Annotated in this window: 17 protein-coding genes; 5 read left to right on the top strand and 12 right to left on the bottom strand. The window is 69.9% G+C overall.

From position 1 onward, the window contains the following. Positions 1 to 120 precede the first annotated feature (120 nt). The 9 genes from WMF34_RS27805 to WMF34_RS27765 all read right to left on the bottom strand — a co-directional run bounded on the left by WMF34_RS27805 (position 121) and on the right by WMF34_RS27765 (position 7,531). The gene (locus tag WMF34_RS27805) at positions 121 to 693 is read right to left on the bottom strand and encodes a hypothetical protein (RefSeq protein ID WP_044965927.1); all 573 of its coding nucleotides are present in this window, start codon (positions 691 to 693) and stop codon (positions 121 to 123) included. Between the two features lie 108 nt (positions 694 to 801). Beyond that, positions 802 to 1,176 carry a hypothetical protein gene (locus tag WMF34_RS27800; protein ID WP_012238016.1) on the bottom strand — a complete coding sequence of 125 codons (375 nt, stop codon included), beginning with the start codon at positions 1,174 to 1,176 and terminating at the stop codon, positions 802 to 804. A 322-nt stretch (positions 1,177 to 1,498) separates the two neighbouring features. After that, complete coding sequence (locus tag WMF34_RS27795) at positions 1,499 to 2,929, bottom strand: SPFH domain-containing protein (protein WP_437989679.1); 1,431 nt, start codon at positions 2,927 to 2,929, stop codon at positions 1,499 to 1,501. A 153-nt stretch (positions 2,930 to 3,082) separates the two neighbouring features. Next, entirely contained in the window at positions 3,083 to 3,637 is a 555-nt protein-coding gene (locus WMF34_RS27790) for a hypothetical protein (RefSeq protein WP_437989678.1), read from the bottom strand. A 127-nt stretch (positions 3,638 to 3,764) separates the two neighbouring features. After that, positions 3,765 to 4,304, bottom strand: coding sequence for a carboxymuconolactone decarboxylase family protein (locus tag WMF34_RS27785; RefSeq protein ID WP_437989677.1), 540 nt, complete (start codon positions 4,302 to 4,304; stop codon positions 3,765 to 3,767). 75 nt (positions 4,305 to 4,379) lie between these two features. Then, complete coding sequence (locus WMF34_RS27780) at positions 4,380 to 4,844, bottom strand: MarR family winged helix-turn-helix transcriptional regulator (protein WP_437989676.1); 465 nt, start codon at positions 4,842 to 4,844, stop codon at positions 4,380 to 4,382. An 87-nt stretch (positions 4,845 to 4,931) separates the two neighbouring features. Then, on the bottom strand, positions 4,932 to 6,257 hold the full coding sequence (locus tag WMF34_RS27775; protein WP_437989675.1) for a hypothetical protein: 1,326 nt from the start codon (positions 6,255 to 6,257) through the stop codon (positions 4,932 to 4,934). A 55-nt stretch (positions 6,258 to 6,312) separates the two neighbouring features. Further along, complete coding sequence (locus WMF34_RS27770) at positions 6,313 to 7,053, bottom strand: HEAT repeat domain-containing protein (RefSeq protein WP_437989674.1); 741 nt, start codon at positions 7,051 to 7,053, stop codon at positions 6,313 to 6,315. A gap of 82 nt (positions 7,054 to 7,135) precedes the next feature. Continuing rightward, the gene (locus WMF34_RS27765; protein ID WP_437994671.1) at positions 7,136 to 7,531 is read right to left on the bottom strand and encodes a type II toxin-antitoxin system PemK/MazF family toxin; all 396 of its coding nucleotides are present in this window, start codon (positions 7,529 to 7,531) and stop codon (positions 7,136 to 7,138) included. A gap of 337 nt (positions 7,532 to 7,868) precedes the next feature. On the opposite strand from WMF34_RS27765, the gene WMF34_RS27760 reads away from it, so the two are divergent. After that, complete coding sequence (locus WMF34_RS27760) at positions 7,869 to 9,203, top strand: serpin family protein (RefSeq protein ID WP_437989673.1); 1,335 nt, start codon at positions 7,869 to 7,871, stop codon at positions 9,201 to 9,203. 287 nt (positions 9,204 to 9,490) lie between these two features. Beyond that, positions 9,491 to 10,855: a serpin family protein gene (locus WMF34_RS27755; RefSeq protein WP_437989672.1), complete on the top strand. Its 1,365-nt coding sequence runs from the start codon at positions 9,491 to 9,493 to the stop codon at positions 10,853 to 10,855. 145 nt (positions 10,856 to 11,000) lie between these two features. Here the strand turns inward: WMF34_RS27755 and WMF34_RS27750 are convergent, their stop codons facing one another. Continuing rightward, entirely contained in the window at positions 11,001 to 12,518 is a 1,518-nt protein-coding gene (locus tag WMF34_RS27750) for a xylulokinase (RefSeq protein WP_437989671.1), read from the bottom strand. A gap of 136 nt (positions 12,519 to 12,654) precedes the next feature. Here WMF34_RS27750 and WMF34_RS27745 point away from each other — a divergent pair, with 136 nt between their 5' ends. Together WMF34_RS27745 and WMF34_RS27740 are read left to right on the top strand one after the other, a co-directional pair. Further along, a complete protein-coding gene (locus tag WMF34_RS27745) occupies positions 12,655 to 13,689 on the top strand; it encodes a zinc-dependent alcohol dehydrogenase (protein WP_437989670.1) in 1,035 nt (344 codons plus the stop codon). Between the two features lie 158 nt (positions 13,690 to 13,847). Further along, complete coding sequence (locus WMF34_RS27740; protein WP_437989669.1) at positions 13,848 to 14,606, top strand: SDR family oxidoreductase; 759 nt, start codon at positions 13,848 to 13,850, stop codon at positions 14,604 to 14,606. 55 nt (positions 14,607 to 14,661) lie between these two features. Here the strand turns inward: WMF34_RS27740 and WMF34_RS27735 are convergent, their stop codons facing one another. Further along, the gene (locus WMF34_RS27735) at positions 14,662 to 14,823 is read right to left on the bottom strand and encodes a hypothetical protein (RefSeq protein ID WP_157906943.1); all 162 of its coding nucleotides are present in this window, start codon (positions 14,821 to 14,823) and stop codon (positions 14,662 to 14,664) included. A 596-nt stretch (positions 14,824 to 15,419) separates the two neighbouring features. Between WMF34_RS27735 and WMF34_RS27730 the strand changes: the two genes are divergently transcribed. Further along, on the top strand, positions 15,420 to 15,974 hold the full coding sequence (locus tag WMF34_RS27730) for an RBBP9/YdeN family alpha/beta hydrolase (protein WP_437989668.1): 555 nt from the start codon (positions 15,420 to 15,422) through the stop codon (positions 15,972 to 15,974). A 150-nt stretch (positions 15,975 to 16,124) separates the two neighbouring features. On the opposite strand, the gene WMF34_RS27725 is transcribed toward WMF34_RS27730, so the two are convergent. Then, entirely contained in the window at positions 16,125 to 21,860 is a 5,736-nt protein-coding gene (locus tag WMF34_RS27725; RefSeq protein WP_437989667.1) for a CARDB domain-containing protein, read from the bottom strand. Between the last annotated feature and the right edge of the window lie 44 nt (positions 21,861 to 21,904).

Genomic DNA, 21,904 nt, shown 5'->3' with positions numbered 1-21,904 from the left:
CGTCGATCGCCGCCGCTCGTTGGGCAGCTCGCGCGACGGTTCGCGAGCGAGCCGGCCTATCTGGGGCCGCCGTGTTTGCCCGCGAAACAATGGTTCCAGACCGTGGGCCATGGCGCAGGCTCAAGGTGAGAAGTCGAAGGAAGACTCCACCAGATCGAGTCCAGGCTTCACATGATCCATGTCCTCGTCATGGCATTGCTCCACCGCGATGAACGAACGTTTGTCGTTCGCGTGAGAAAACACCCGAACCGAGCCCTCGCTCAGGCCGAGCAGCTTCCCTTTCAGGAGCATGCCTTGCCCGGCGTACTTGCCCCACGTGGTAAACGGCGTGCGTGCAGGCGCAGAGAGCAACTTGGGGACGAACCCGTCAATCTGCGCTCGAACGTTGTCTGCGGGATCGGTTGGCACGTCAAGGACGAAGATCATCGTCATGCACGAGCCGGGGCTCTCGACGTTCACGTGGTGATCGGGATCATTGTCCGGCGGGTCCGCCTCGACTCTCCAATTTCCTGGGTATTTGAAGGAGAAGCCGGGCCGCACATAGCTCTGGGCGTGCGCCAGATCGGCAGGCGCCTCGCTGGACGCGAGATCTTCGAGGAGCGCAGCGCCGGCCTTCGTCGCTCCGATTCCGGCGAAGAACCCCACCGCGAGACCGATGAACAGGAACAGGAAAGCGACGGCGGTCTTGCTCATTCCGGGGGCTGATTGCGGCGGGCCGTGGGGGGGCATCATCGGTAGGTCCTGCTGTCTTTCAGGCTGGCAACTACAGCACCCCGATGCCGTACCTGTCCAGCGGCTCGTTCAGGCGCGCGTGTTTCGCGCGTCGATTGACTCGGTGCCGCCTACGGGGCTGTTTCTGGTGCCGAACAATGCGAGCATCACGAGGACGAGCCCGACCAGCTCCAGGAGGTGAGAGGCGAGGCCGGTCAGGGAGGCAATACGGACCAGCGCTTGCATTGCGCCACCGTCCCGAAAAATGGATATCTGCCAGTACATCTGCACGGCGTTGATGAGCCAGCCCATGAAAAACAAGAAGAAACCGCAGCCCGCGAGGAGTGCCGGCTTGCCTTGCGTTGGGTAACGAGAGAACGCAAGGGCGATCGCCGTGACGTAGGCGATGAGAAATGGTAGGCGGAGAATCTGCGACCCCAGGAACGTCAGCATCGTCTCACCCATGATTGTGCGCAGCTCCTCTCGCGATCCGCCGTTTCTTGTCTGGAGGGTTCATCGCCCGACGTCACAACCAGCTGTGATGCGCGACCTGTCCACGCGGTTTTGCGTCTAGACCACGAGCCGCGTCGACCGCGGTCCCCCCGGCGCCATCAGCCCCTTCACCGCTGACCGCGGCCTCGGCGCGGAGCGCCTTGAACTCCGACCCCACGTCGTGCCGCCCCCGCCCATCGTGGAAAGGTAGCGTAGCTGACCGTTACCCCGCCTTGTCAAGGAGACCAACGCGTGCTCGCGTGGGCTCCAACGCCGGACGACGGCGCGGACGGGCTCAACGCCGGCTGCTGTCCAGCCCGCGCTCCTCGGTCAGCTCCGCCTTCTGCGCGCGCGCCGACGGCACCTCGAGCCCTGCCGCGCGAGCCAGCCCCATCACCCCCTCCACGGCCGCCGTGATGTAGCCGAACGGGTTCGCCCCATCGACGGCCGTGATGTGCACCTCTCCCATCCGCTGCTGGAACGCCGCGGCGAGCGCCGGCATCTGCTGCGCGACCGTCAACCGGATGACCTCCGGCGACACGGTGTTCTCGATCTCCCGGAGCGCCCGCGCGCGGTCGAGCTCGATCTCCTGCGTGAGGCGCGCCTTTTTCGCCTCGATCTCGGCGATGGCGAGCTCGGCCTCGGCCACGAGCCGGCGCGCGCCCGCGATCGCCGCGCGCTGCCTGAGCAGGTCGATCTCCTGGGCGCTCGCGGCCATCTTCGCCGCGTGGCGCGCCGCCGCCGCCTCCGCCTCGAGCGTCGTCTTCTCGATCTCGGCCCTCAGCGTGAGCGCCGCGAGCTGCTGCTCGTGGGCCAGTCGCGTCTCCTTCAGCCGCGCCTCGGAGGCGAGCTCCTCGAGCCGGGCCTTCTCGCTGGTCTCCTGGCGTCGCGTGCGCAGCTCGACCTCGGCGGAGAGCTTGGTCAGCTCGATCGCGCGCTGCGCCTCGGCCTCGCCCTGCCGGACCGCGCGCTCGGTGATCAGCGACGCCTCCCTGGCCTTCCGCTCCTGCTCCTGGCGATAGTGCGCCTGCAGGTTGCCGAACACCGCAGGAGAGAGGATGCGCACGTCCTGGATCTCGATGGTATCGATGAGGACGCCCCACCCCTTGTCGGTGGCGTCCTCGGCGCTGCCGCGCCCGGAGACGACGGGCACGATCTCTCGTATCAGCTCGCTGGCGAGCCCTTCCTTCCGCCGCGTCAGGCACTCCTCGACGGAGAGGTTCGCGACCAGCCGGCGCACGGCGCCGGCAAACATGTCCACGAGGAGAGCCTCGATCTTCTCCTGCGCGCGCTCGGGGAACGAGAAGTTCAGCATCCGGAACGCGATGAGCGGCTCCGCGATGCGGTAGACGGCGAGCCCCGTGATCTCCACGCCGACCTTCTCGAGGGTGACCTGGTCGGCCGTGAACTGGAGCTTCTGGACCGTGGTCGGCACGACGGCGACGCTGTCGCCCGGGAGCTTGAAGCACGAGGCGCCCTGACCGGAGGTGGGCCGGAGGCTGCCCCGCCGCATGTGAATCAGGTACTCGCTCGGCTTCGCGCTGACACGGCCCCATTTCTTGAGCTTCTCTGGATCTTCGGCCGGCTTGCCGGCGCGCCAGCCCTGATCGTACCGCCCGCGATTGGCCACCCCGGTCCCGTGATCGTCCGCGTGGAGGACCGCCGCGGCGCCGCCCGGCACGCCGCCCTCATGGATGATGACCCTGCGTTGCTCGATGTGCGTCATGACCTCTACCTCGCGAGAACGGCTTTCGCAGGAAGCGGGCCAGGCAGGAGACACGGTGAACGAGGCGTTCCGGGGCCGCGCCGCGCGCCGGCGACCCGCGACAGGCGAGGCGCCGATCCGGAATGGAGCGCAGTGCCGATCCGGAATGGAGCGTCAATACTTGCGGGAAAAGGCACGCTCGACCCACGCCTCGATGTCCTCGTGGGAGCTCCCCGGGCCTGGCTCATCCGTGCCCGCGACGCGGCTGCGGATGTCGGCCATCGCCTTCGAGCAGTCGGTGACGCGCGAGATGCGTCCCGCCTCGAGCTCCACCTCGAGGACGTGGGCGTATTTCCACGCCGGGTGGAAGCCCATGTGAACATAGAGTTCGAGCAAGAAGTCGCGCGCGAGAAGCAGGCCGCCGCTGAACGGGACGTGGAGCCCGATGCCTTCGTAGGCGGCCGTGAATCCCAGGGGCGTCGTCGGCTTCTGTGGCATCTTGTCCAACAGGGGAGGAGCTTCGCCTTCGAGCGCGACGTCCAGGCCCTCGAGGTACAGGGCGTTGTCGCGAAGCCCATAGCGACAGACGAAGCCACGCCAGCACGCGGTGCTCGCCGGGCGAACACGAAGTCCGTAGCTCGCCGGGTCGAACAGCTCGCCGCCGTTCACGCCCGCCAGGCACCAGTCAGCGCCCGCATAGGCGACGTCGTCACCGATTTGCGCGGTCATACACCTGTCACCTCGAATCCTTCTGTCGTGGAAAGCCAGCGTACCTGACGCTTCCCCCGCCTTGTCAAGGAGACCAACGCGAGATCACCTAGGCGCTTCCGCTCTCACGCCCCGCGCTTCGGTGCGATCAGCGCAGCGCGTGGGAGCGGGTCATCCGGTTCGCGAACGTCGACAGCGTGGTTGTGCCGATGCCGACGATCACCTCCAGGGCCTGCTCGGCGGTGAAGCCCGCGCGGAAGAAGGCGTCGAGATCGGCGTCCGGCACCTGCCCCCGCTCGCGCAGCGTCGCCTCGGTGAACGCCGCGAGCGCCTGGAGGCGCGCGTCGGGCGCCGGCCTTCGCTCGAACAGCGCCGCGGCGACCTCGGGGGAAGCCCCCGCGCGGAGGAGCAGCCCGCGGTGCATCGTGCGGCAGAGATCACAGCCGTTCTCGCCGGCGACGACCATCACCACCACCTCGCGCTCCACCGGCGAGAGCGTGGCCCCCTCGAAGACCGCGAGGAGCTCATCGAAGGCGCGGACCAGCAGCGGCGAGGTCGCGAAGCGCGCCAAGGGCAGCGGCAGGAAGCCGAACTTCCGCGAGGCCCGCTCCAGCGCGGGGCGGGCCGCCGCGGGCGCCGTGTGGAGCGTGTGCGCAGGAAAGTGAGGGGAAGCAGCGGTCTGGCTCATGCAGGTGTCTCCTGAATTGGTTGTCTATGCAATTAATTGGCGATGAAAAAGGCTCCGCGGGCGGCGGGGCTACCTTCAGCCCTCGGGCTCGAGGTTCGCGAGGATGCGCTGCAGCGTGCGCCGGGTCGTGAGGAGATCCTCCTCCGGGATGCCGGCGCGCAGCGTGTCCACGAGGGCCATGGCCTCGCCCGACAGGGCCTTGCGCAGCGTTCGCCCGCGCGCGGTGAGGTAGACGAGACGGGCGCGCCGGTCCGTCGGGTCGAGCCGGCGCTCGACCAGCCCGTCGCGCTCCATGAGCGCGAGGATCCGGCTCATCGTGGGCACGTCCCGGAAGGTGCGCTCGGCCAGGTGCGTCTGCGTGACGCCCTCCTGCTCCCACAGGCGGACGAGGACCATCCATTGCTCGGGCGTGATCTCGACGCCGTGCGCGCGGAAGCGCCGGTACATCGCGGCGCGGGAAGCGAGGTAGACGCGCGCCACCCAGTAGCTGAGCGCGTTGTCGAGGACGATCCCCCCGTCGGCCGTGAATTGGTCCCGCATGATGGCCGATCCTACCGCAAAGGATCTGGTTGTCAATACAACCAATGCGGCCCGCTGCGGGTCGACCAGCCTCTCGAGCGACATGCCTCAGCGCGCCGCGAGCTGGGTCTCGAGCAGGTGCGCGAGCGCGCTCCGCCGCTCGTACATCGACGCGTGCGACGGAAAGGATCTCCCCGACTGGGCCAGAGGACGAAGCGCCGCGTAGAGGGCGTCCCTGGCTATCGGCTCGGCCTGGAACGCCGAGCTCGTGGCCGGCAACAGGTAGCGCGGCACCGCGGTCGGCCCGGCATCCCTGGAGATGAGCAGATCGCGCATCACGTCGTCGCGGGTGATGAACTCCGCCCACGCGGCGGCCGCGGCGTTGCAGGCTGGGTCGCCGGAGCATCCCTTGCGCCGCACGAAGGCGTCGGTGAACAGGAGGGGCGTGGCGCTGGTGCCGAGCGGGATCGTCGACACGCGCAGCCCCTCGACGGGCAGGCCCTGCGCCTTCATGAGCGTGACGGTCCGATGCAGGCGCTCGCTGTATCCCCAGTACCCGATCGCGCTGCCCTTCACGAACTCCTCGACAGGACCCTCCAGCGTCTCGTCGTACGTGCCGTCGATGCAAGGGTTCCTGTCACCCTGCCGACAGAGCTCGGCGAGCTGCTTGAGCGCCGCTGTGCTGCCGGCGTGAAGGGGTGGCTTCACGGCGTTGCTCAGGGCCAGCGGGCTGGTGGCATCGAGCCCGTTGTCGACACGCGCGTCCAGGTAGAGGGCGGGTAGATCCCAGCTGCTCGCGAAATTCCCGAGGAGGGGCTTCCCGCTCTCGCGCGCGGCCTTCACGAGGCCGGCGATGCTGGAAGCGGCGTCGAGCTTCTCGGACCTCGTGACCAGGAAGAACCCGCAGCTGAGATGGGGTACACCCCACCAGACGGACTTGCCGCTTCGGTCGATCTCGGTGCTGGCTGATCTGGCTGCGGCGAGGTAGTCGCGCTCCGGCACGGAAGGCCACGGCTCAAGGACGTCGGCGTCGATCAGATCCCCCAGCACCACGGTGTCGATCTCGACGAGATCGTGGCGACCGGACGCGAGCCATCCGGCGAGGCGCGTCGGATTGTGGTAGCTGTCATCGGACTTGACGAGGCGCAGCTCGAGATCGATCGCCGCATGCTGCGATTCGAACCCGTGCTCGATCATCGTTCGCAGGGACGCGAAGTCGTCGCCGGCGGCGTCTGGGATCCAGGGGACGAGGGCCACGCTGAGCTTCGTGCGGCCAGGCTTGCCGGCGGAGTCGATCGACGAGGCCGCCTGAGGCGGTGTGGGGGGTGGGCAGGGCGCGCTGGCGGCGGTGCCCCGCACGCCTCCGCAACCGGCAGCGGAGAGCGCGAGCACGGCGGTCCACAGACAGGCGCTCGGTCGTCGGATCGTGGTCATGTTGTCCATGGACGGGGGCGCTGGCAGGGCCTCGCGTGTCCGTGAATGAGCTCGTTCAGGGGTTACCCTGGTTCGCACGAAGCTCCCGTACGAGCCGCTCGATCGTGAATCTCGATTCGTGCCACGACGTGTCGCTCCGGCTGGGCCCGGAGGTCTGGTCCAGGAGCTCGTTCAGCTCGGGCAACAGGGCGGACGCATCCCGGCCAAGGGCGGCGACCGCGCGCAGCCAGCCATCGAGCCGATAGGCAGCGAGCCAGGCGTCGAGCCGGGGACGCGACGCCGCAAGGACGGGCGCCAGCGGGTGGTCATCGCCGCTGCGCGCGAGCGCCTCCACCGCCAGCCAGCGCACGGTGAAGAGATCGTCGGAGAGCGCACGACGGAGCGCCGGTGCCTGCTCGGGACACGGCGCAGCGCGCGCGAGCACGCGGGCTGCGGCGAGCCGCACGACGGGCTCGTTGCTCGTCAGGGCATCGGCGACCACACCCAGAACAGGCTGCGCAGCCGCACCAGCCTTCTCGAGGGCAGAGAGGGCGGCTCGCTGGACGTTAGGATTGGACGCAGCCACCCAGCGCGCAGCGCTCTTCACGCCACGCTCGGTCGGGGCAACCGGCGGCAGCCACCTGCCGAAACAATTCCGATGGTGAACCGGGCGGCCCCACGCCTCGGCCAGCGCGATCAGGAACCGCTCAGGCTTCGGCTTTTCCCCCGAAAGCCGCTCGATCGCCGCCTCGATGCGCGCCCGATCCTGGGCAAGCCTCGTCCTGAAGGCGTCCTCCGGGTCACCGCGGTGGGCCATTCATCCTTCTCCCCGGAAGCCGCGCTCGCACAACGCTTCAGCCGCGGTGAAGTCGACCTGCCCCATGAGGTGCACCCCCTCGCTACCGCCTGAAGAACGACGCCTGCTGGAAGCGCAGGCCGGCCAGGATCTGATCCACCCGCGCGTCGGAGAGTGACCCGATCCGCTCGCCCAGGCGGGCCTTCTCGACCGAGGAGATCTGCGACACGACCACGACGCTCTGCCTGGGAAGATTCCCCTCGCCCACGTCGAGCAGGAGGTTCCCAGGCTCGCTCGCCCGGCGCAAGTTCGACGTAAGCGCGCACACGACCACGGTCGTGATGCGCGAGTGGTTGAAGACGTCGTCCTGGACCACCACATGGGGATGGGAGTAGCTCGGGACAGGCCCCCGCGAGTCATCGGGCCCTATCCAGAACACGTCGCCGCGATCGATCCGCGCTGAGCGCGTGCCTGTCGGTTCTCCTGCGCCCTCGTCCATCTTCATGTGCCTCGCGCGCCGGTCCGAAGGATGGTCCGTGGCGCACCTCGGCGCAACCCGCTCGTGCGGCACGACCTTCCCAGCAACACCACGGGGTCTGGCGAGGCGGCACAGGCACATCGACCCCAGTCGATCCATCGGTTGCGCCATCACCGGCGCCTCCGGGCTCGCCCGTGAGCACCGCGTGCGGCTCATCTTGGCACAATCTGCTCCAGGTTTGCTGGCTGTGCGCGTCTCCCCGGGACGAACATGCGATTTTCGGCGCAAAGGCGCTCTGGCACGCAGGCTGCAATTCCCTGGCATCATGAGAACATCAATTGTCTTGGCGACCGTGGTCATGTCGGCTCTCGTGGGGTGCAGCTCGAACGATGGAGGCGGCAGCGGCGGCGGTGGCCCGGATCAGGGAGAGGGCGGCTCGGGCCAGGGAGGGGGCGGCGGGGTCGTCGAGTGCTTCGAGAAGAAGGCTGGATGCGTGTTGCCCTCGGACGCGGCGCGGATCGAGAGCCCGGTCGTCTCGGAGGAGGATCGGGTGTTGCTGGCGCGCAACAACGCGAGCTTCGCGCTCGACCTCGGCCGCGCGATCCCCAGCGAGAACGGGAACCTCGTCTACTCGCCTTACAGCATCTCGACGGCGCTCGCCATGACGTACGCGGGCGCGCGGACCACCACGGAGCAGGCGATGGCCGCGACGATGCGGTTCGAGCTCCCGCAGGAGCGGCTGCACCCGGCGTTCAACTACGTGGATCTCGAGCTCCGCAAGCGCGCCGAGGGCTCCAGCAACGTCGAGGGAGGCGGCTTCCGGCTCCACACGGCCAACGCGATCTGGTCGCAGATCGATCTCGGGCTCGAACAGCCGTTCTTGAAGGTGCTCGGCGAGAACTACGGGGCGCGCGTGCGGCTCGCCGACTTCTCCGTGCCGGACGAGGCCGAGAGCCTCATCAACGCGTGGGTGAAGGACCAGACGGAGGGCATGATTCCGCAGCTCCTCAACAAGAACGTGACCCCGGAGACGCTCCTCGTGCTCACCAACGCGATCTACTTCGACGCCGCGTGGCACACGCCGTTCAGCGAGAGCGCGACGAAGCCCGGCGCGTTCCAGCGCGGGGACGGAACGAGCGTCACCGCCCAGATGATGCACGGCACGCAGCCGGAGACGCGCTACGGCGCCGGCGACGGCTGGGAAGCGGTGGAGATCCCCTATGCGGGCACCCCTGTCTCGATGTTCCTCGTCCTGCCTGCCGAGGGGAACGCGGACGCGCTGGCGGAGTCGCTCGACGGCGCGGCGCTCGAGACGATCATCGCCTCGACGCAGTCGCGGTCGGTCGATATCACGATGCCGAAGTTCTCGTTGGACACCTCGGCCTCTCTCAAGAAGGCGCTCGTGGATCTGGGCATGGGCGCCGCCTTTGGCCCCAGCGCCGACTTCTCGGGCCTCATCCCGGGCGGAGGGGTCCAGATCCAGGACGTCATCCACAAGGCGGTCATCGACGTGGACGAGGCCGGGACCGAGGCCGCGGCGGCGACGGCGGTCCTCATCGCCGCCACCGGCGCGGGCTTCTTCCCCGAGCCCGCGGAGATCGTCCTGGACCGGCCGTTCTTCTTCTTCATCAGCGATCTGCCGACGGGGGCGCTGCTCTTCGCGGGGCGCGTCAACGATCCGACAGCGCACTGAGGTGAAGCGAAGCCCTCGGGCGCCGGAAGAGCTCCTTGCCATGACACCCCGGTGTCTGGCAAGGAGTGGCACAGGCTCATCGACCCCTGAGCCATGATTCGCCGCCAACCGCATTTCCCAGCTCTCTCTCGGGTTCAGCGTGCGGCTCATCGTGGCACAGTCGGTCTCTGATTCCCCCCGCTGCGCGCGGTTCTTCAGGCCAAAGTCGCGTTTTTTCGCGCGGAGGCGCTCTGGCATGGTGCCTGCAGTCCGCCAGCGCCATGCGAACAACGATTCTCTTGGCGACCATGCTTATGTCAGCTCTGGTGGGGTGCAGCTCGGCCCAGGGTGGGGGCACGGGAGGCGGCGGCCCAGGCCAGGGCGAAGGCGGCTCGGATCAGGGCGGGGGAGGGGGTGACTCGCCCGAGGCTCCCGTCGAGTGCTTCGAGAGGAAGGCTGGATGCGTGCTGCCGTCGGACGCGGCGCGGATCGAGAGCCCGGACGTCTCGGAGGAGGATCAGGCGTTGCTGGCGCGCAACAACGCGAGCTTCGCGCTCGACCTCGGCCGTGCGATCTCCAGCGCGAACGGGAACGGGAACGTCGTCTACTCGCCTTACAGCATCTCGACGGCGCTCGCGATGACCTACGCGGGCGCGCGGACCACCACGGAGCAGGCGATGGCCGCGGCGATGCGGTTCGAGCTCCCGCAGGAGCGGCTGCACCCGGCGTTCAACTACGTGGATCTCGAGCTCCACAAGCGCGCCGAGGGCTCGAGCAACGTCGAGGGAGGCGGCTTCCGGCTCCACACGGCCAACGCGATCTGGTCGCACGTCGATCTCACGCTCGAGCAGCCGTTCTTGACGGTGCTCGGCGAGAGCTACGGGGCGCGCGTGCGGCTCGCCGACTTCGATGCCCCGGAGGAGGCGGAGGGCCTCATCAACGCGTGGGTGAAGGACCAGACGGAGGGCATGATTCCGAATCTCCTCAACGGCAGCGTGACCCAGGAGACGCGCGTCGTGCTCACCAACGCCATCTACTTCGACGCCGCGTGGCACACGCCGTTCAACGAGGACGCGACGAAGCCCGGGGAGTTCCAGCGCGGCGACGGCACGAGCGTCACCGCCCAGATGATGCACGGCACACGGGAGACGCGCTACGGCGTCGGCGACGGCTGGGAGGCGGTGGAGATCCCCTATGCGGGCACCCCTGTCTCGATGTTCCTCGTCCTGCCTGCCGAGGGGAACGCGGACGCGCTGGCGGAGTCGCTCGACGGCGAGGGGCTCGAGACGATCATCGCCTCGACGCAGTCGCGGTCGGTCGACATCACGATGCCGAAGTTCTCGTTCGGCACCGGGGCCTCCCTCAAGAAGGCGCTCGTGGATCTCGGTATGAGCGTCGCGTTCGGCGACAGCGCCGACTTCTCGGGCATCCGCAAGGGCGGAGGGCTCTACATCCAGGACGTCATCCACAAGGCGGTCATCGGCGTGGACGAGGCCGGGACCGAGGCCGCGGCGGCGACGGCGGTCCTCGTCGCCGAGAGCTCCGCGGCCGCGGGCATCTTCCTCGAGCCGGTGGCGATCGTCCTGGACCGTCCGTTCTTCTTCTTCATCAGCGACCTGCCGACGAAGGCGCTCCTCTTCGCGGGGCGCGTCAACGATCCGACAGCGCAGTGAGGAGACGTGAGGCAGGCGGGAGCTAGCCCGCGAGGATCTTCATGACGCCTTCAGTGGAAGCTCGACCTCCTCGGTGCGCCAGGCTGCCTACGTGAGCATGGCACCGGCCCAGCTCGCTCCTTCGGGCGCGGAGCGCGCGCCGGGCCTATTCCCTCGTGAAGGCCGAGAGGCGGCGCAGCAGCCCCGAGAGCTGCGGGTACATGTCCCGGTAGATCCCCAGCAGCGCCGCGTAGCGCCCCCGGCGCGCGGCATCGGGATGGAACGTCGCCGTGGCAGTCCCGCGCATCGCCCTCGCGGCCGCCTCGATGCTCTCCGCCAGCCCGGCGCCGGCGGCCGCGCAGATGGCGGCGCCCAGGCAAGCCGCCTCGACCGTCTCGGACCGCTCGATGGCGACGCCCGTCGCATCGGCCATCACGGCGCACCAGAGGTCGCTCGCGGCCACGCCGCCGACCGCGGCGAACTCCGCGACCTCGATCCCCGCCGCGCCGCGCATCAGGTCCAGCACCAAGGCCTGCTCGAGCGCGACGCCCTCGATCAGGGCGCGGTAGACATGGCCGCGCCCGTGCGCGTCCGTGAGGCCCAGGATCGCGCCGCGGGCGTCGGGATCCCAGTGGGGGTTCATGGCGCCCTCCCAGTAGGGCAAGAGCAGCAGGCCGCCGCTGCCGGGCGGGAGCGACGCCGCCTCGGCCTCGAGCGCGGCCATCGCGGCCCCGTCGCGCGGGTCGACGCCCAGCTGGCGGCGCAGGTACCAGTCCGAGAGCAGCGCCCCGCTGCGCAGGCTGCTCTCCAGCACGTAGCCGCGGCCGGAGGCGCTGGTCATGGTCCGCCACGCCGGGTCCTGCCGCGGCTCGGCGCAAAAGACGCCGAAGACCACCGCCGTACCCAGGTTCAGGTAGGCGCGCCGCGGGTCCAGCGCGTCGACGCCGAGCCCGGCCATCTGGCCGTCGCCGCCGCCGGCCAGCACCGGCGTGCCCTCGCGCAGGCCGGTGGCCGCCGCGGCGGCCGCCGACACCGCGCCGAGCAGCGCGCCGGGAGGCAGCGCCTCTGGCAGCCGGTCGGGCGTGATGCCGGCGGCGGCGCAGAGCTCCTCGGACCAGCGGCGCGCGCCGATGTCGAAGAGCGCGAGCGGATCGGCGCTCGCCCAGCTGGTGCGGGCGCGCCCGGTCAGCGCCTGCACGAGGTACGCCTGCACGTCGCAGAAGAGGGACGTGCGGCGGTGGGTGTCCGGCTCCTCGCTGGCCAGCCAGGCGATCTTGGGCAGCGCCGGGCCGAAGTCCGCGGCCTTGCCGGACAGCGCCCGCAGGCGGTCTTGTCCGATGCGGTCGATCACGGCGCCGAGGTGCCCGCGCGCGCGGCCGTCCAGCCAGAGCATCGCGGGGCGGAGCGGCTCGCCGTCGGGGCCGAGGCAGGCGAAGGTCTCGCGCTGGTGCGCGATCGCGAGGCCAGCGATGCGGCCCGGGTCCACCGCGGCGGTGACGCCGGCGACCGCCTGGCGCAGGGCGGCCCACCAGTCCCGGGGATCCTGCTCGAATCGCTCAGGAGCCGGCCGGGCCAGCGAGAGCGGCGCCCGGCCGGCGGCGTGCAAGCGCCCCTGGACGTCGAAGGCCGCCGCCTTGGCCGCGGTGGTGCTCAGGTCGATGCCGAGGACGAGGTCGGCCGGCATGGCGCCTTCAGCGACCCGGAACGCAGGATTGACAAGCGATCACGGGCGCAGACTACAGTAGGGAATCGCGCCGGCACAATCGTCCAGCGCGGCGCCGCCGGGGAGCCGGCGGAGCCTTGAAAGGGAGACTGGAACAGTGCGCGCAACGTTCATTCACGGCATCCGCGATGTCCGGCTCGGCGAGGTCGAACCTCCGCGGCCTCGCGAGGGCATGGTGACGATCCAGGTCGCGGGCTGCGGGATCTGCGGCAGCGATCTGCACTATTACCTGGAGGGCGGGATCGGCGCGGCGCAGGTCCGGGACCCCTTCGTGCCAGGGCACGAGTTCGCCGGCTGGGTCGTCGACGACCACCCGGCGCTGGGCCTGTCGAGGGGGCAGCTGGTCGCCGTCGACCCCGCGCACGCCTGCGGCCGCTGCGAGTGGTGCCATCGCGGCCACGTGAACCTGTGCCCGCACGTGGAATTCCTCGGCGCGCCGCCGCTGCACGGCGGCATGGCGGAGCGGCTGGCGGTGCGCCCCGAGCAGCTCGTGCCGGTCCCCCGCGGCTTCTCGGTGCGAAAGGCCGTGATGCTGGAGCCGCTGGGCGTCGCGATCCACGCCATGGATCTGGCGCGGCCCCACCTGCAGGAGACGGTGGCGGTCCTGGGTTGCGGGCCGATCGCCCTCTGCCTGGTCCAGCTCGCGCGCCTGGCCGGCGTCGAGCGCGTCTTCGCGATCGACCCTGTCGCCTACCGGGCCGAGGCCGCGCGCCGGCTGGGCGCGCACGACGCTGCGCCGACGTTCGCGGCCATCGCGGAGTGGACTGGCGGCCGCGGCGTCGATCTCGTGATCGAGGCGACGAACTCGCCCGAGGGCTTCCACCACGCGGCCGAGGCAGCGCGCATCGGCGGGCGGATCCTGCTGGCGGGCATCCCCGAGGGCGATCGCTATTCGCTGCCGGCGGCGCTGTGCCGCCGCAAGGGGCTGAAGATCAAGTTCTCCCGGCGCATGGGGCACGTGTACCCGCGGGCGATCCGCCTGGTCGCCGAAGGGGCGGTGGACGTCGAGTCCATCGTCACCCATCGGTTCGATCTGTCCGAGGCCGAGAACGGCTTCCGCCTGCAGGCGGATTGCCAGGACGGGGCGCTGAAGTCGATCATCGTTCCGGGCGAAGGCGACACGCCGTTCTGATCCGGGTCGCCGCGCGGAGTCTCCAAATGAGCCGGCGCGGCTGTCATTTTTCTTTCGCCCGATGTCACACGAGCTAGACCCGCTTCGTCATTGACGGTGAGCGCGGGGTCACAGGAGCAAGGCACCGGTCGCTCGCGTGATCGACAAGGGAGAAAGACATGAAGATCGTGGTTATCGGTGGAACCGGCCTGATCGGGACGAAGCTCGTGCGCAGGCTCCGCCAGCGGGGCCATGAGGTCGTCGCGGCGTCGCCTTCCACGGGCGTCAACAGCCTCACGGGCGAGGGGCTCGCCGGAGCGCTCGCGGGAGCCGAGGTCGTGGTCGATGTGGCGAACGCGCCGTCGTTCGAGGACAAGGCGGTCCTCGCCTTCTTCGAGACCTCGGGCCGCAACCTGCTCGCCGCCGAGGCCGCCGCGGGCGTCAAACACCATGTGGCGCTCTCGGTGGTCGGCACCGATCGAATGCTCGGCAGCGGCTATTTCCGCGCGAAGATGGCGCAGGAGGCGCTGATCGAGGCCTCCGGGCTCCCCTACACCCTCCTGCGGGCCACGCAGTTCTTCGAGTTCATGGACGGCATCGCGCGCTCCAGCGCCGACGCGGAGCGGGTCCGCCTCTCGTCGGCGCAGCTGCAGCCGATCGCGGCCGAGGACGTCGCCGAGGCCCTGGCCGACGTCACGCTCGGGCCGCCCGTGAACGGCATCGTCGAGGTGGCCGGCCCCGAGAGGCGCCCGCTCGCCGAGTTCGTCGGCAAGTACCTGAGCGCGAAGAAGGACCGCCGCGAGGTGATCGCCGACGCGGAGGCGCCCTATTTTGGTCTCCGGATCGACGATCGGTCGCTCACCCCGGGCGACGGCGCGCGCGTCATGCCGACGCGCTTCGACGACTGGCTCGCCGTGTCGCTGGCTGGCGCGCCGTGAGGCATCCGAGGGAACGCTCAAAGCGAGCTATCCGTCGTATCCCAGCAAGACGCGCTCAGCGCCGTCCGAGCGGCTTCACGACGAGCGCCCCGGTCTTGACATAACGCTCGTAAACGACACGCAGCTCCGCGTCGTTGAGCCCCTGCTCGTCGTCGATGAGGTAGACCCCGCGCTGCGGGTCGCGGTAAACGTTCGCCTGGAACTCCTCCCAGCTCATGGTTTCGTCTCGGTCCGGCGCGGACTCGTCGGACTCGGACGAAGAGGAGGGCTCCGTGCCGCCGCAACCGGCGAGCGCGAGCGCCACCACGGGAACGCAGAGAAGGACAGACAGGGAGCTCCCGACGCGGCTCCTGGACAGACGTCTCGAAGGCGATCCTCGATTCATTGAAACACCTTTCACGGTAAGGTCACACGTTGCTCGCAACCAAGAGAATCCTGCCGGCGGCGACTCGACATCCAGCGCCGACAGCATCTGGCATATTTACACAGGAATCGAGGGACATGGAAGTCCCATGCGGGAGCAGCAGGGCGCTTTCATCGCCGCATCGCCGCATCGCCGCATCGCCGCATCGCCGCCAGCGGGGGTGCGGTCTCGGCGGTTGACTGCGCCTCGCGAGCACCAGGATGAAGAGATGCGCGCAGAGCGTCTGCCACAGGTCGTGTAAATCGAATGAATCCGGCGCGCCTGAGCTACCTCGGCCCCATCACGGCGCGCGTCGGGGGGGTCGACGTGGCTCCGGGGTCAGCGGGGGGCGACGTGATTTTCACCCGCTTCCTCTGTACCCTCTTCGTTCGCGGGGAGGTCTTGTCACGATGCTTTCGCTTCTCATCGTCCCTGGCTACAGCGGCTCCGGCCCTCGCCACTGGCAGACGCTCTGGGAGCAGAAGCTCTCCTTCGCGCGCCGCGTGGAGATGCCCGACTGGGATCACCCGGACCGACGCGCGTGGGTCGAGGCGCTCGACCGGGCGGTCGCCGCCAGCGCCGAGCCCCCGGTGCTGGTCGCGCACAGCTGCGGCGTGAGCACGGTCGTCCACTGGGCGGCGCTGGGCGCGCGACCCGTGCGCGCCGCGCTGCTCGTCGCGCCGGCCGACACCGAATCGCCGAGCTACCCGCGCGAGGCGTCGACGTTCCACCCGTTGCCCGGCGCCAGGCTGCCGTTCCCCTCGATGGTCGTCGCGAGCGCGAACGACCCGTACTGCGCCCCGGAGCGAGCCGAAGCCTTCGCGCGCGCCTGGGGAAGCCGCTTCATCCAGGCCGGGCCGTGCGGGCACATCAACGTCGACGCCGGCTTCGGGCCCTGGCCCGAGGGGGAGCGGCTCCTCGCGGCGCTGATAGGGGAGCCCGTCTCACGGGTGTTCCGCGCTTGAGCTGGCGAGCGCCTTCTCAGCGATTCTCGGCCCGGGCCGGGACTTCGAGGCGCAATGCCCGGGCCTCGTACGCCGGCACGCCCAGCTTGGTTCTCCGCCTCGAGCCGGGCGAGCGCCGTCACGCCCGCGAAATGTGGCAGCGGGCGATGATCAGAAGCTGACGACGAGCTCGCCGCCCGTCGTGGCGTTGTTGCCGTCGAGGAGCTCGGGGACCTCGCCGTAGGCGTCCACGATGGCCCCGAGCGTGTAGGTATCCACGGGGACGTAGGTATCAGCGGCGACGATGAGGCTCTCGCACTGGCCTGCGCCGAGGCTCGGCACCCAGGCGCCTCCGGCGAGGAAGTCGGCCGTCGTGATCGTCGCGTCGGCCGACAGCCGGACCTCCACCATGGTGCCGTAGCTCGGGGCCGTCCCCTCGTTGCACACGGTGACCGAGGCGTCGAAGAGGCTGCCCTGCGTGGCGCTCGGCGGGCCGCTCACCGCCGAGACGACGAGATCGGGGCCGTAGCCGATGGCCATCAGCTCGCCAGCGGCGGCGTTGTTGGTCTCGATGAGCTCCTGGACCGGGCCGTTCAGGTCCACGATCGCGCCGAGGTGGTAGGCGCCGTCAGGCGCATAGGCGCCGGCCGCCACGGTGATGCTTTCGCACTGGCCAGGGCTCAACCCGGGGACCCAGCCGTTGCCGACATGGATATCGGAGGGCGTGACCGTCCCGTCTGACGACAGCAGCACCTCGACGCTCGTGCCGCCGCTCGGGGTCGTGCCCTGGTTGCACACGGTGACGATGGCGTCGAAGCCGCTGCCCGGCGCGGCGGTCGATGGGCCGTGCACGACGGACGCGATGAGATCCGGCTGGTTGCCGATGCCGAACACGCGGCTTGATGCGGTGTTGTTGGTCTCGATGAGCTCCTGCGTCCACGCGTAGGGGTCCACCACGGCGCCGAGGTGATAGGTGCCGTCGGGGGCCGCCGCATACGTGGGGATGGTCACGACCGTGCACTGGCCGGGATCCAGGTACGGAACCGGCGCGCTGCCGGCGAAGAAACCGGTATCTGCCGCCTGATCGTCGGCCGCCAGGCGCAGCTCCACGTCGCTGCCGTGGCTCGGCTGGGTGCCCTGGTTGCAGACGGTGACCTCGGCGTCGAAGCTGCTGCCTGGCAGGGCGCTGGGCGGGCCGTCCACCGCGGAGACGATGAGGTCCGGCCCGAAGCCGACGCCGAGCACGTTCCCCGCCACGGCGTTGTTGGTTTCGATGAGCTCGGGAGTCCAGCCGTACGGATCGACGATCGCGCCGAGGTGATAGGCGCCCCAGGGCACGTACGACGCGCTCGCCGGGAAGGTCACGGTGGTGCACTGGCCCGGTGCCAGGTACGGCGCCGGCCCGTTGCCGGCCAGGAAGTCGGCCGTCGTGATGGTCGCGTCCGAGGAGAGGCGCAGCTCCACGTCGCCGCCGTAGCCCGCCTGCGTGCCCTGGTTGCAGACGGTGACCTCGGCGTTGAAGCCATCACCCGGGGCGAGGCTCGGCGGCCCGCTCACGGCGGAGACGATGAAATCCGGCCCGAAGCCGACGCCGATCACGCTGCCCGCCACAGCGTTGTTGCTCTCGATGAGCTCGTCGAGCGATTCGCCAGGGTCCACGATCGCCCCGAGGCGGTAAGCGCCGTCGGCCCCATAGGCGCTCGCGGGGACGAGCACGGAGGTGCACTGTCCAGGGCTCAGGCCGGGCACATGGCCGTTCCCGGCGTGGATGTCTGCGGGCGAGATCGCGTCGTCGCTCGACAGGAACAGCTCGAGGTCGACGCCGTAGCTCGGGGACGTGCCCTGGTTGCAGACGGTGACGGAAGCGTCGAAGCCGCTGCCCGGCGGGGCGCTGGGCGGGCCGCTGATTGCGGAGACGACGAGGTCGGGCTGGAAGCCCACGCCGATGAGGTCGCCCGAGGCGGCGTTGTTGGACTCGATCAGCTCTTCGTGCCAGTCGTTCACATCGACGATCGCTCCGAGGTGATACGCGCCATCGGGAACATACGCGCTAGCGAAGACGAGCACGGAGGTGCACTGCCCGGGTGCCAGGAAGGGGACCATGCCGGCGCCTGCGGGGGTGTCGCCTTCCGTGATCGCGGCGTCGTCGGACAGGTAGAGCTCCACGTCGGTGCCATAGCTCGGCTGCGTGCCCTGGTTGCAGACGGTGACGGAAGCGTCGAATCCGCTGCCCGGCATGGCGCTGGGCGGGCCGCTGACCGCGGAGACGATGAGGTCGGGCCAGTTGCCGACGCCGATCATCGCGCTCACCTCGGCGTTGTTCGTCTCGATGAGCTCGGGGATCCAGTTGTCCCGGTCGACGATCGCGCCCAGGTGGTAGGCGCCGTCGGGCACGTACACGCTCGCCGGGAAGGTCACGGTGGCGCACTGGCCCGGATCCAGGTATGGCACCGGACCGCTTCCAGCAGGGGAGTCGGCGATCGTGAGGGTCGCGTCGGCGGAGAGCAGCAGCTCCACCTGGGTGCCGTAGCTCGTCTGTGTGCCCTGGTTGCAGACCGTGACCGACGCGTCGAAGCTTCCGCCGGGGATCATGCTCGGCGGCCCGCTCACGCCGGAGACGACGAGATCGGGCGCGTGGCCGACGCCGATCACGCTGCCCGCCGCGGCGTTGTTGGTCTCGATGAGCTCGGCGAGCGCGCCGTTCGGGTCCACGATCGCGCCGAGGTGATGTGCGCCGTCGGGCACATAGGCGCCCGCGGGCACGACGACGGCGGCGCATTGCCCGGGGTTCAGCCCGGGGACAACGCCGTTCCCGGCGTGGATGTCCGAGGGCGTGATCGCCCCGTCGCTCGACAGCAGCAGCTCGACGTCGGCGCCATAACTCTGGGTCGTGCCCTGATTGCAGACGGTGACGGCGGCGTTGAAGCTGCTGCCGGGCGTCACGCTCGACGGCCCGCTCACCGCCGAGACGACGAGGTCGGGCCAGGCGCCGACGCCGATCAGATCGCCCGGCGTCGCGTTGTTGGTCTCGATCAGCTCGGGCTGCCCGCCGTACGGATCGACGATCCCGCCGAGGTGATAGGCGCCATCGGCCACGTAGACGCTGGCGGGGATCGTCACGGCCGCGCACTGGCCGGGATCCAGGTAAGGCGTCGGCGCGCCACCCGCGAACGCATCGGCCTCCGTGATCGTGGCGTCGGTGGACAGGCGCAGCTCCACCATGCTGGAGCCCGGGGTCGTGCCCTGGTTGCAGACGGTGATCTCTGCGTCGAAGCCGCTGCCCGGCAGGACGCTGGGTGGACCGCTCACGGAAGCGACGGTGAAGTCAGGCCCGTAGCCGATGCCGATCAGCGCGCCTGAGACCGCGTTGTTGGTCTCGATGAGCTCGGGGACGCCGCCCTGCGGGTCGACGATCGCGCCGAGGTGGTAGGCACCCTCGGGCACATAAGCGCTCGCCGGGAAGGTCACGGCGGCGCACTGGCCGGGATCCAGGTACGGCACAGGACCGCCGCCGGCGAGGGAGTCGGCGGTCGTGAGCGTCGCATCTGCGGAGACGCGCAGCTCCACGTGGGTGCCGTAGCTCGTCTGCGTGCCCTGGTTGCAGACGGTGACCGACGCGTCGAAGCCGCCGCCGGGGAACACGCTCGGCGGCCCGCTCACGGCGGAGACGATGAGGTCGGGGCCATGGCCGACACCGATCAGGCTGCCCGCCGCCGCGTTGTTGGTCTCGATGAGCTCGGCGATGGCGCTGCTCGGGTCGACGACGGCGCCGAGGTGATAGGCGCCGTCGGGCACGTAGGCGTTCGCGGGCACGGCGACCGAGGCGCACTGCCCGGGGCTCAGACCGGGCACATTGCCGCCCCCGGCGGGCGCGTCGAACGGCGTGATCGCTTGATCGGACGAGAGCACCACGGCGATGTCGCCGCCGTAGCTCTGCGTCGTGCCCTGGTTGCAGACGGTGACGGAGGCGCTGAATCCGCCGCCGGGGAACACGCTCGGCGGCCCGCTCACGGCGGAGACGATGAGATCCGGCCGATGGCCCACGCCGAGCAGCCCGCCCGACGCGGCGTTGTTGGCCTCGTTCAGCTCTTCTTGCCAGTCGTACAGATCGACGATCGCGCCCAGGTGATAGACGCCGTCTGGCACGTAAGCGCTCGCCGGGATGGTCACGACGGCGCATTGCCCCGGATCCAGGTACGGCGCCTGGGCGCCGCCGGCGGGCGGGTCCGTCCCCGTGATGGTCTCGTCGGCTGACAGGCGCAGCTCCAGGGCGGCGCTGTAGCTCGGGGTCGTGCCCTGGTTGCAGACGGTGACGGTGGCGCCGAAGCCGCTGCCCGGAAGGGCGCTCGGCGGCCCGCTCACCGAGGAGACGATGAGATCCGGCCGATAGCCGATGCCGATCACGCCGCCAGTTGCGGCGTTGTTGTTCTCGATGAGCTCGGGAACCCCGCCATACCGATCGACGATCGCGCCCAGATGGTAGGCGCCGTCGGGCGCATAAGCGCCCACGTGGAGCGTCCGCGTGGTGCACTGCCCCGGATCGAGGTACGGCACCGCATCGCCGCCGACGGGCACGTCGTTCGCCGTGATGATCCCGTCCGAGGAGAGGTACAGCTCCACGTCGCTGCCATAGCTCGTCTGCGTGCCCTGGTTGCAGACGGTGACCGAGGCATCGAGGATGCCGCCAGGCATCGCGCTCGGCGGCCCGCTCACCGAGGACACGACGAGGTCCGGCCGGTAGCCGACGCCCATCGCGCCGCCCGCCGCGGCGTTGTTCGTCTCGATGAGCTCGGCGGTCCAATCCGGGACGTCCACGATCGCGCCGAGCGTGTACGCGCCGTCGGGCACGTACGTGTTCGCGGGGATCGTCGTGGAGAAGCACTGTCCGGGGTTCAGGTTCGGTACATAGCCGTACCCGATCGGGAAATCGGCGAGCGTGATCTCGCCATCGGGCGAGAGCAAGAGGTCGACCTCGTTGCCGTAGCTCGGCTGCGTGCCCTGGTTGCAGACGGTGACCGAGGCGTCGAACCAGGCGCCGGGCACCTGGCTCGGCGGCCCGCTCACCGCGGAGACGACGAGGTCCGGCTGATTGCCGACGCCGAGCAGCCCGCCCGCCAGCGCGTTGTTGGACGTGATGAGCTCCGCGTACCAGCCGCTCTCGTGCGCGATCGCGCCGAGGTGATAGGCGCCTTCGGGGACACTGGCGCTGGCGGGCACGGTCACCGACGCGCACTGGCCAGGATCCAGCCATGGAACCGGGGTGCCGCCGAGGAGGTGATCCGACGGCTCGATCGCGGCGTCGGGCGAGAGGAGCACATCCACGAGCGCGCTCTGGCTCGACGTCGTGCCCTGGTTGCAGACCGTGGCCTGGACCTCGAAGCCGCCGCCGGGGAGCGCGCTCGGCGGGCCGCTCACGGCCGAGACGATGAGATCCGGGCCGTAGCCGACGCCGATCTCGCCTGCGACGGCCGCGTTGTTGGTCTCCGACAGCTCGATCACCTGCTCGAACGAGTCCACCACGACGCCGAGCGTGTACGCGCCATCGGGCACGGCCGCGGCGGTCTGGACGCCGAGCTCGACGCATTGCCCCGGGTCGAGATACCCCAGCGGCGCATAGCCGGTGATGGGATCCGACGGTGTGATGATGTCGTCGTCCGAGAGGCTCACCTCGACCTGGGTGCTGTAGCTCGCCGAGTCGCCCTGGTTGCACACAGTGACCCACGTCGTGAAATAGCCGCCCGGCAGGACGCTGGGCGGCGCGCTCGCGCTCGAGATCACGAGGTCCGGTTCGTTGCCCGTGAGCGCCCCGGTCGCGGCCCCGATCGGCTCGGCATCGTCAGGGGGTCCGCTGCTCCCGCACCCCACGGTCACCGCCAGCATGCCGAACACGAAGCACGCCCGTCGCACCCGAGATACTCTTAGGCTGAGCATAGAGAATCAGGAGAAGCTGG

Source organism: Sorangium sp. So ce145, assembly GCF_051525985.1.
GTDB classification, from domain to species: Bacteria; Myxococcota_A; Polyangia; order Polyangiales; family Polyangiaceae; genus Sorangium; species Sorangium cellulosum_B.
Note: the sequence above shows the minus strand (reverse complement) of the source record. Positions and strands in the feature narration are given on the sequence as shown.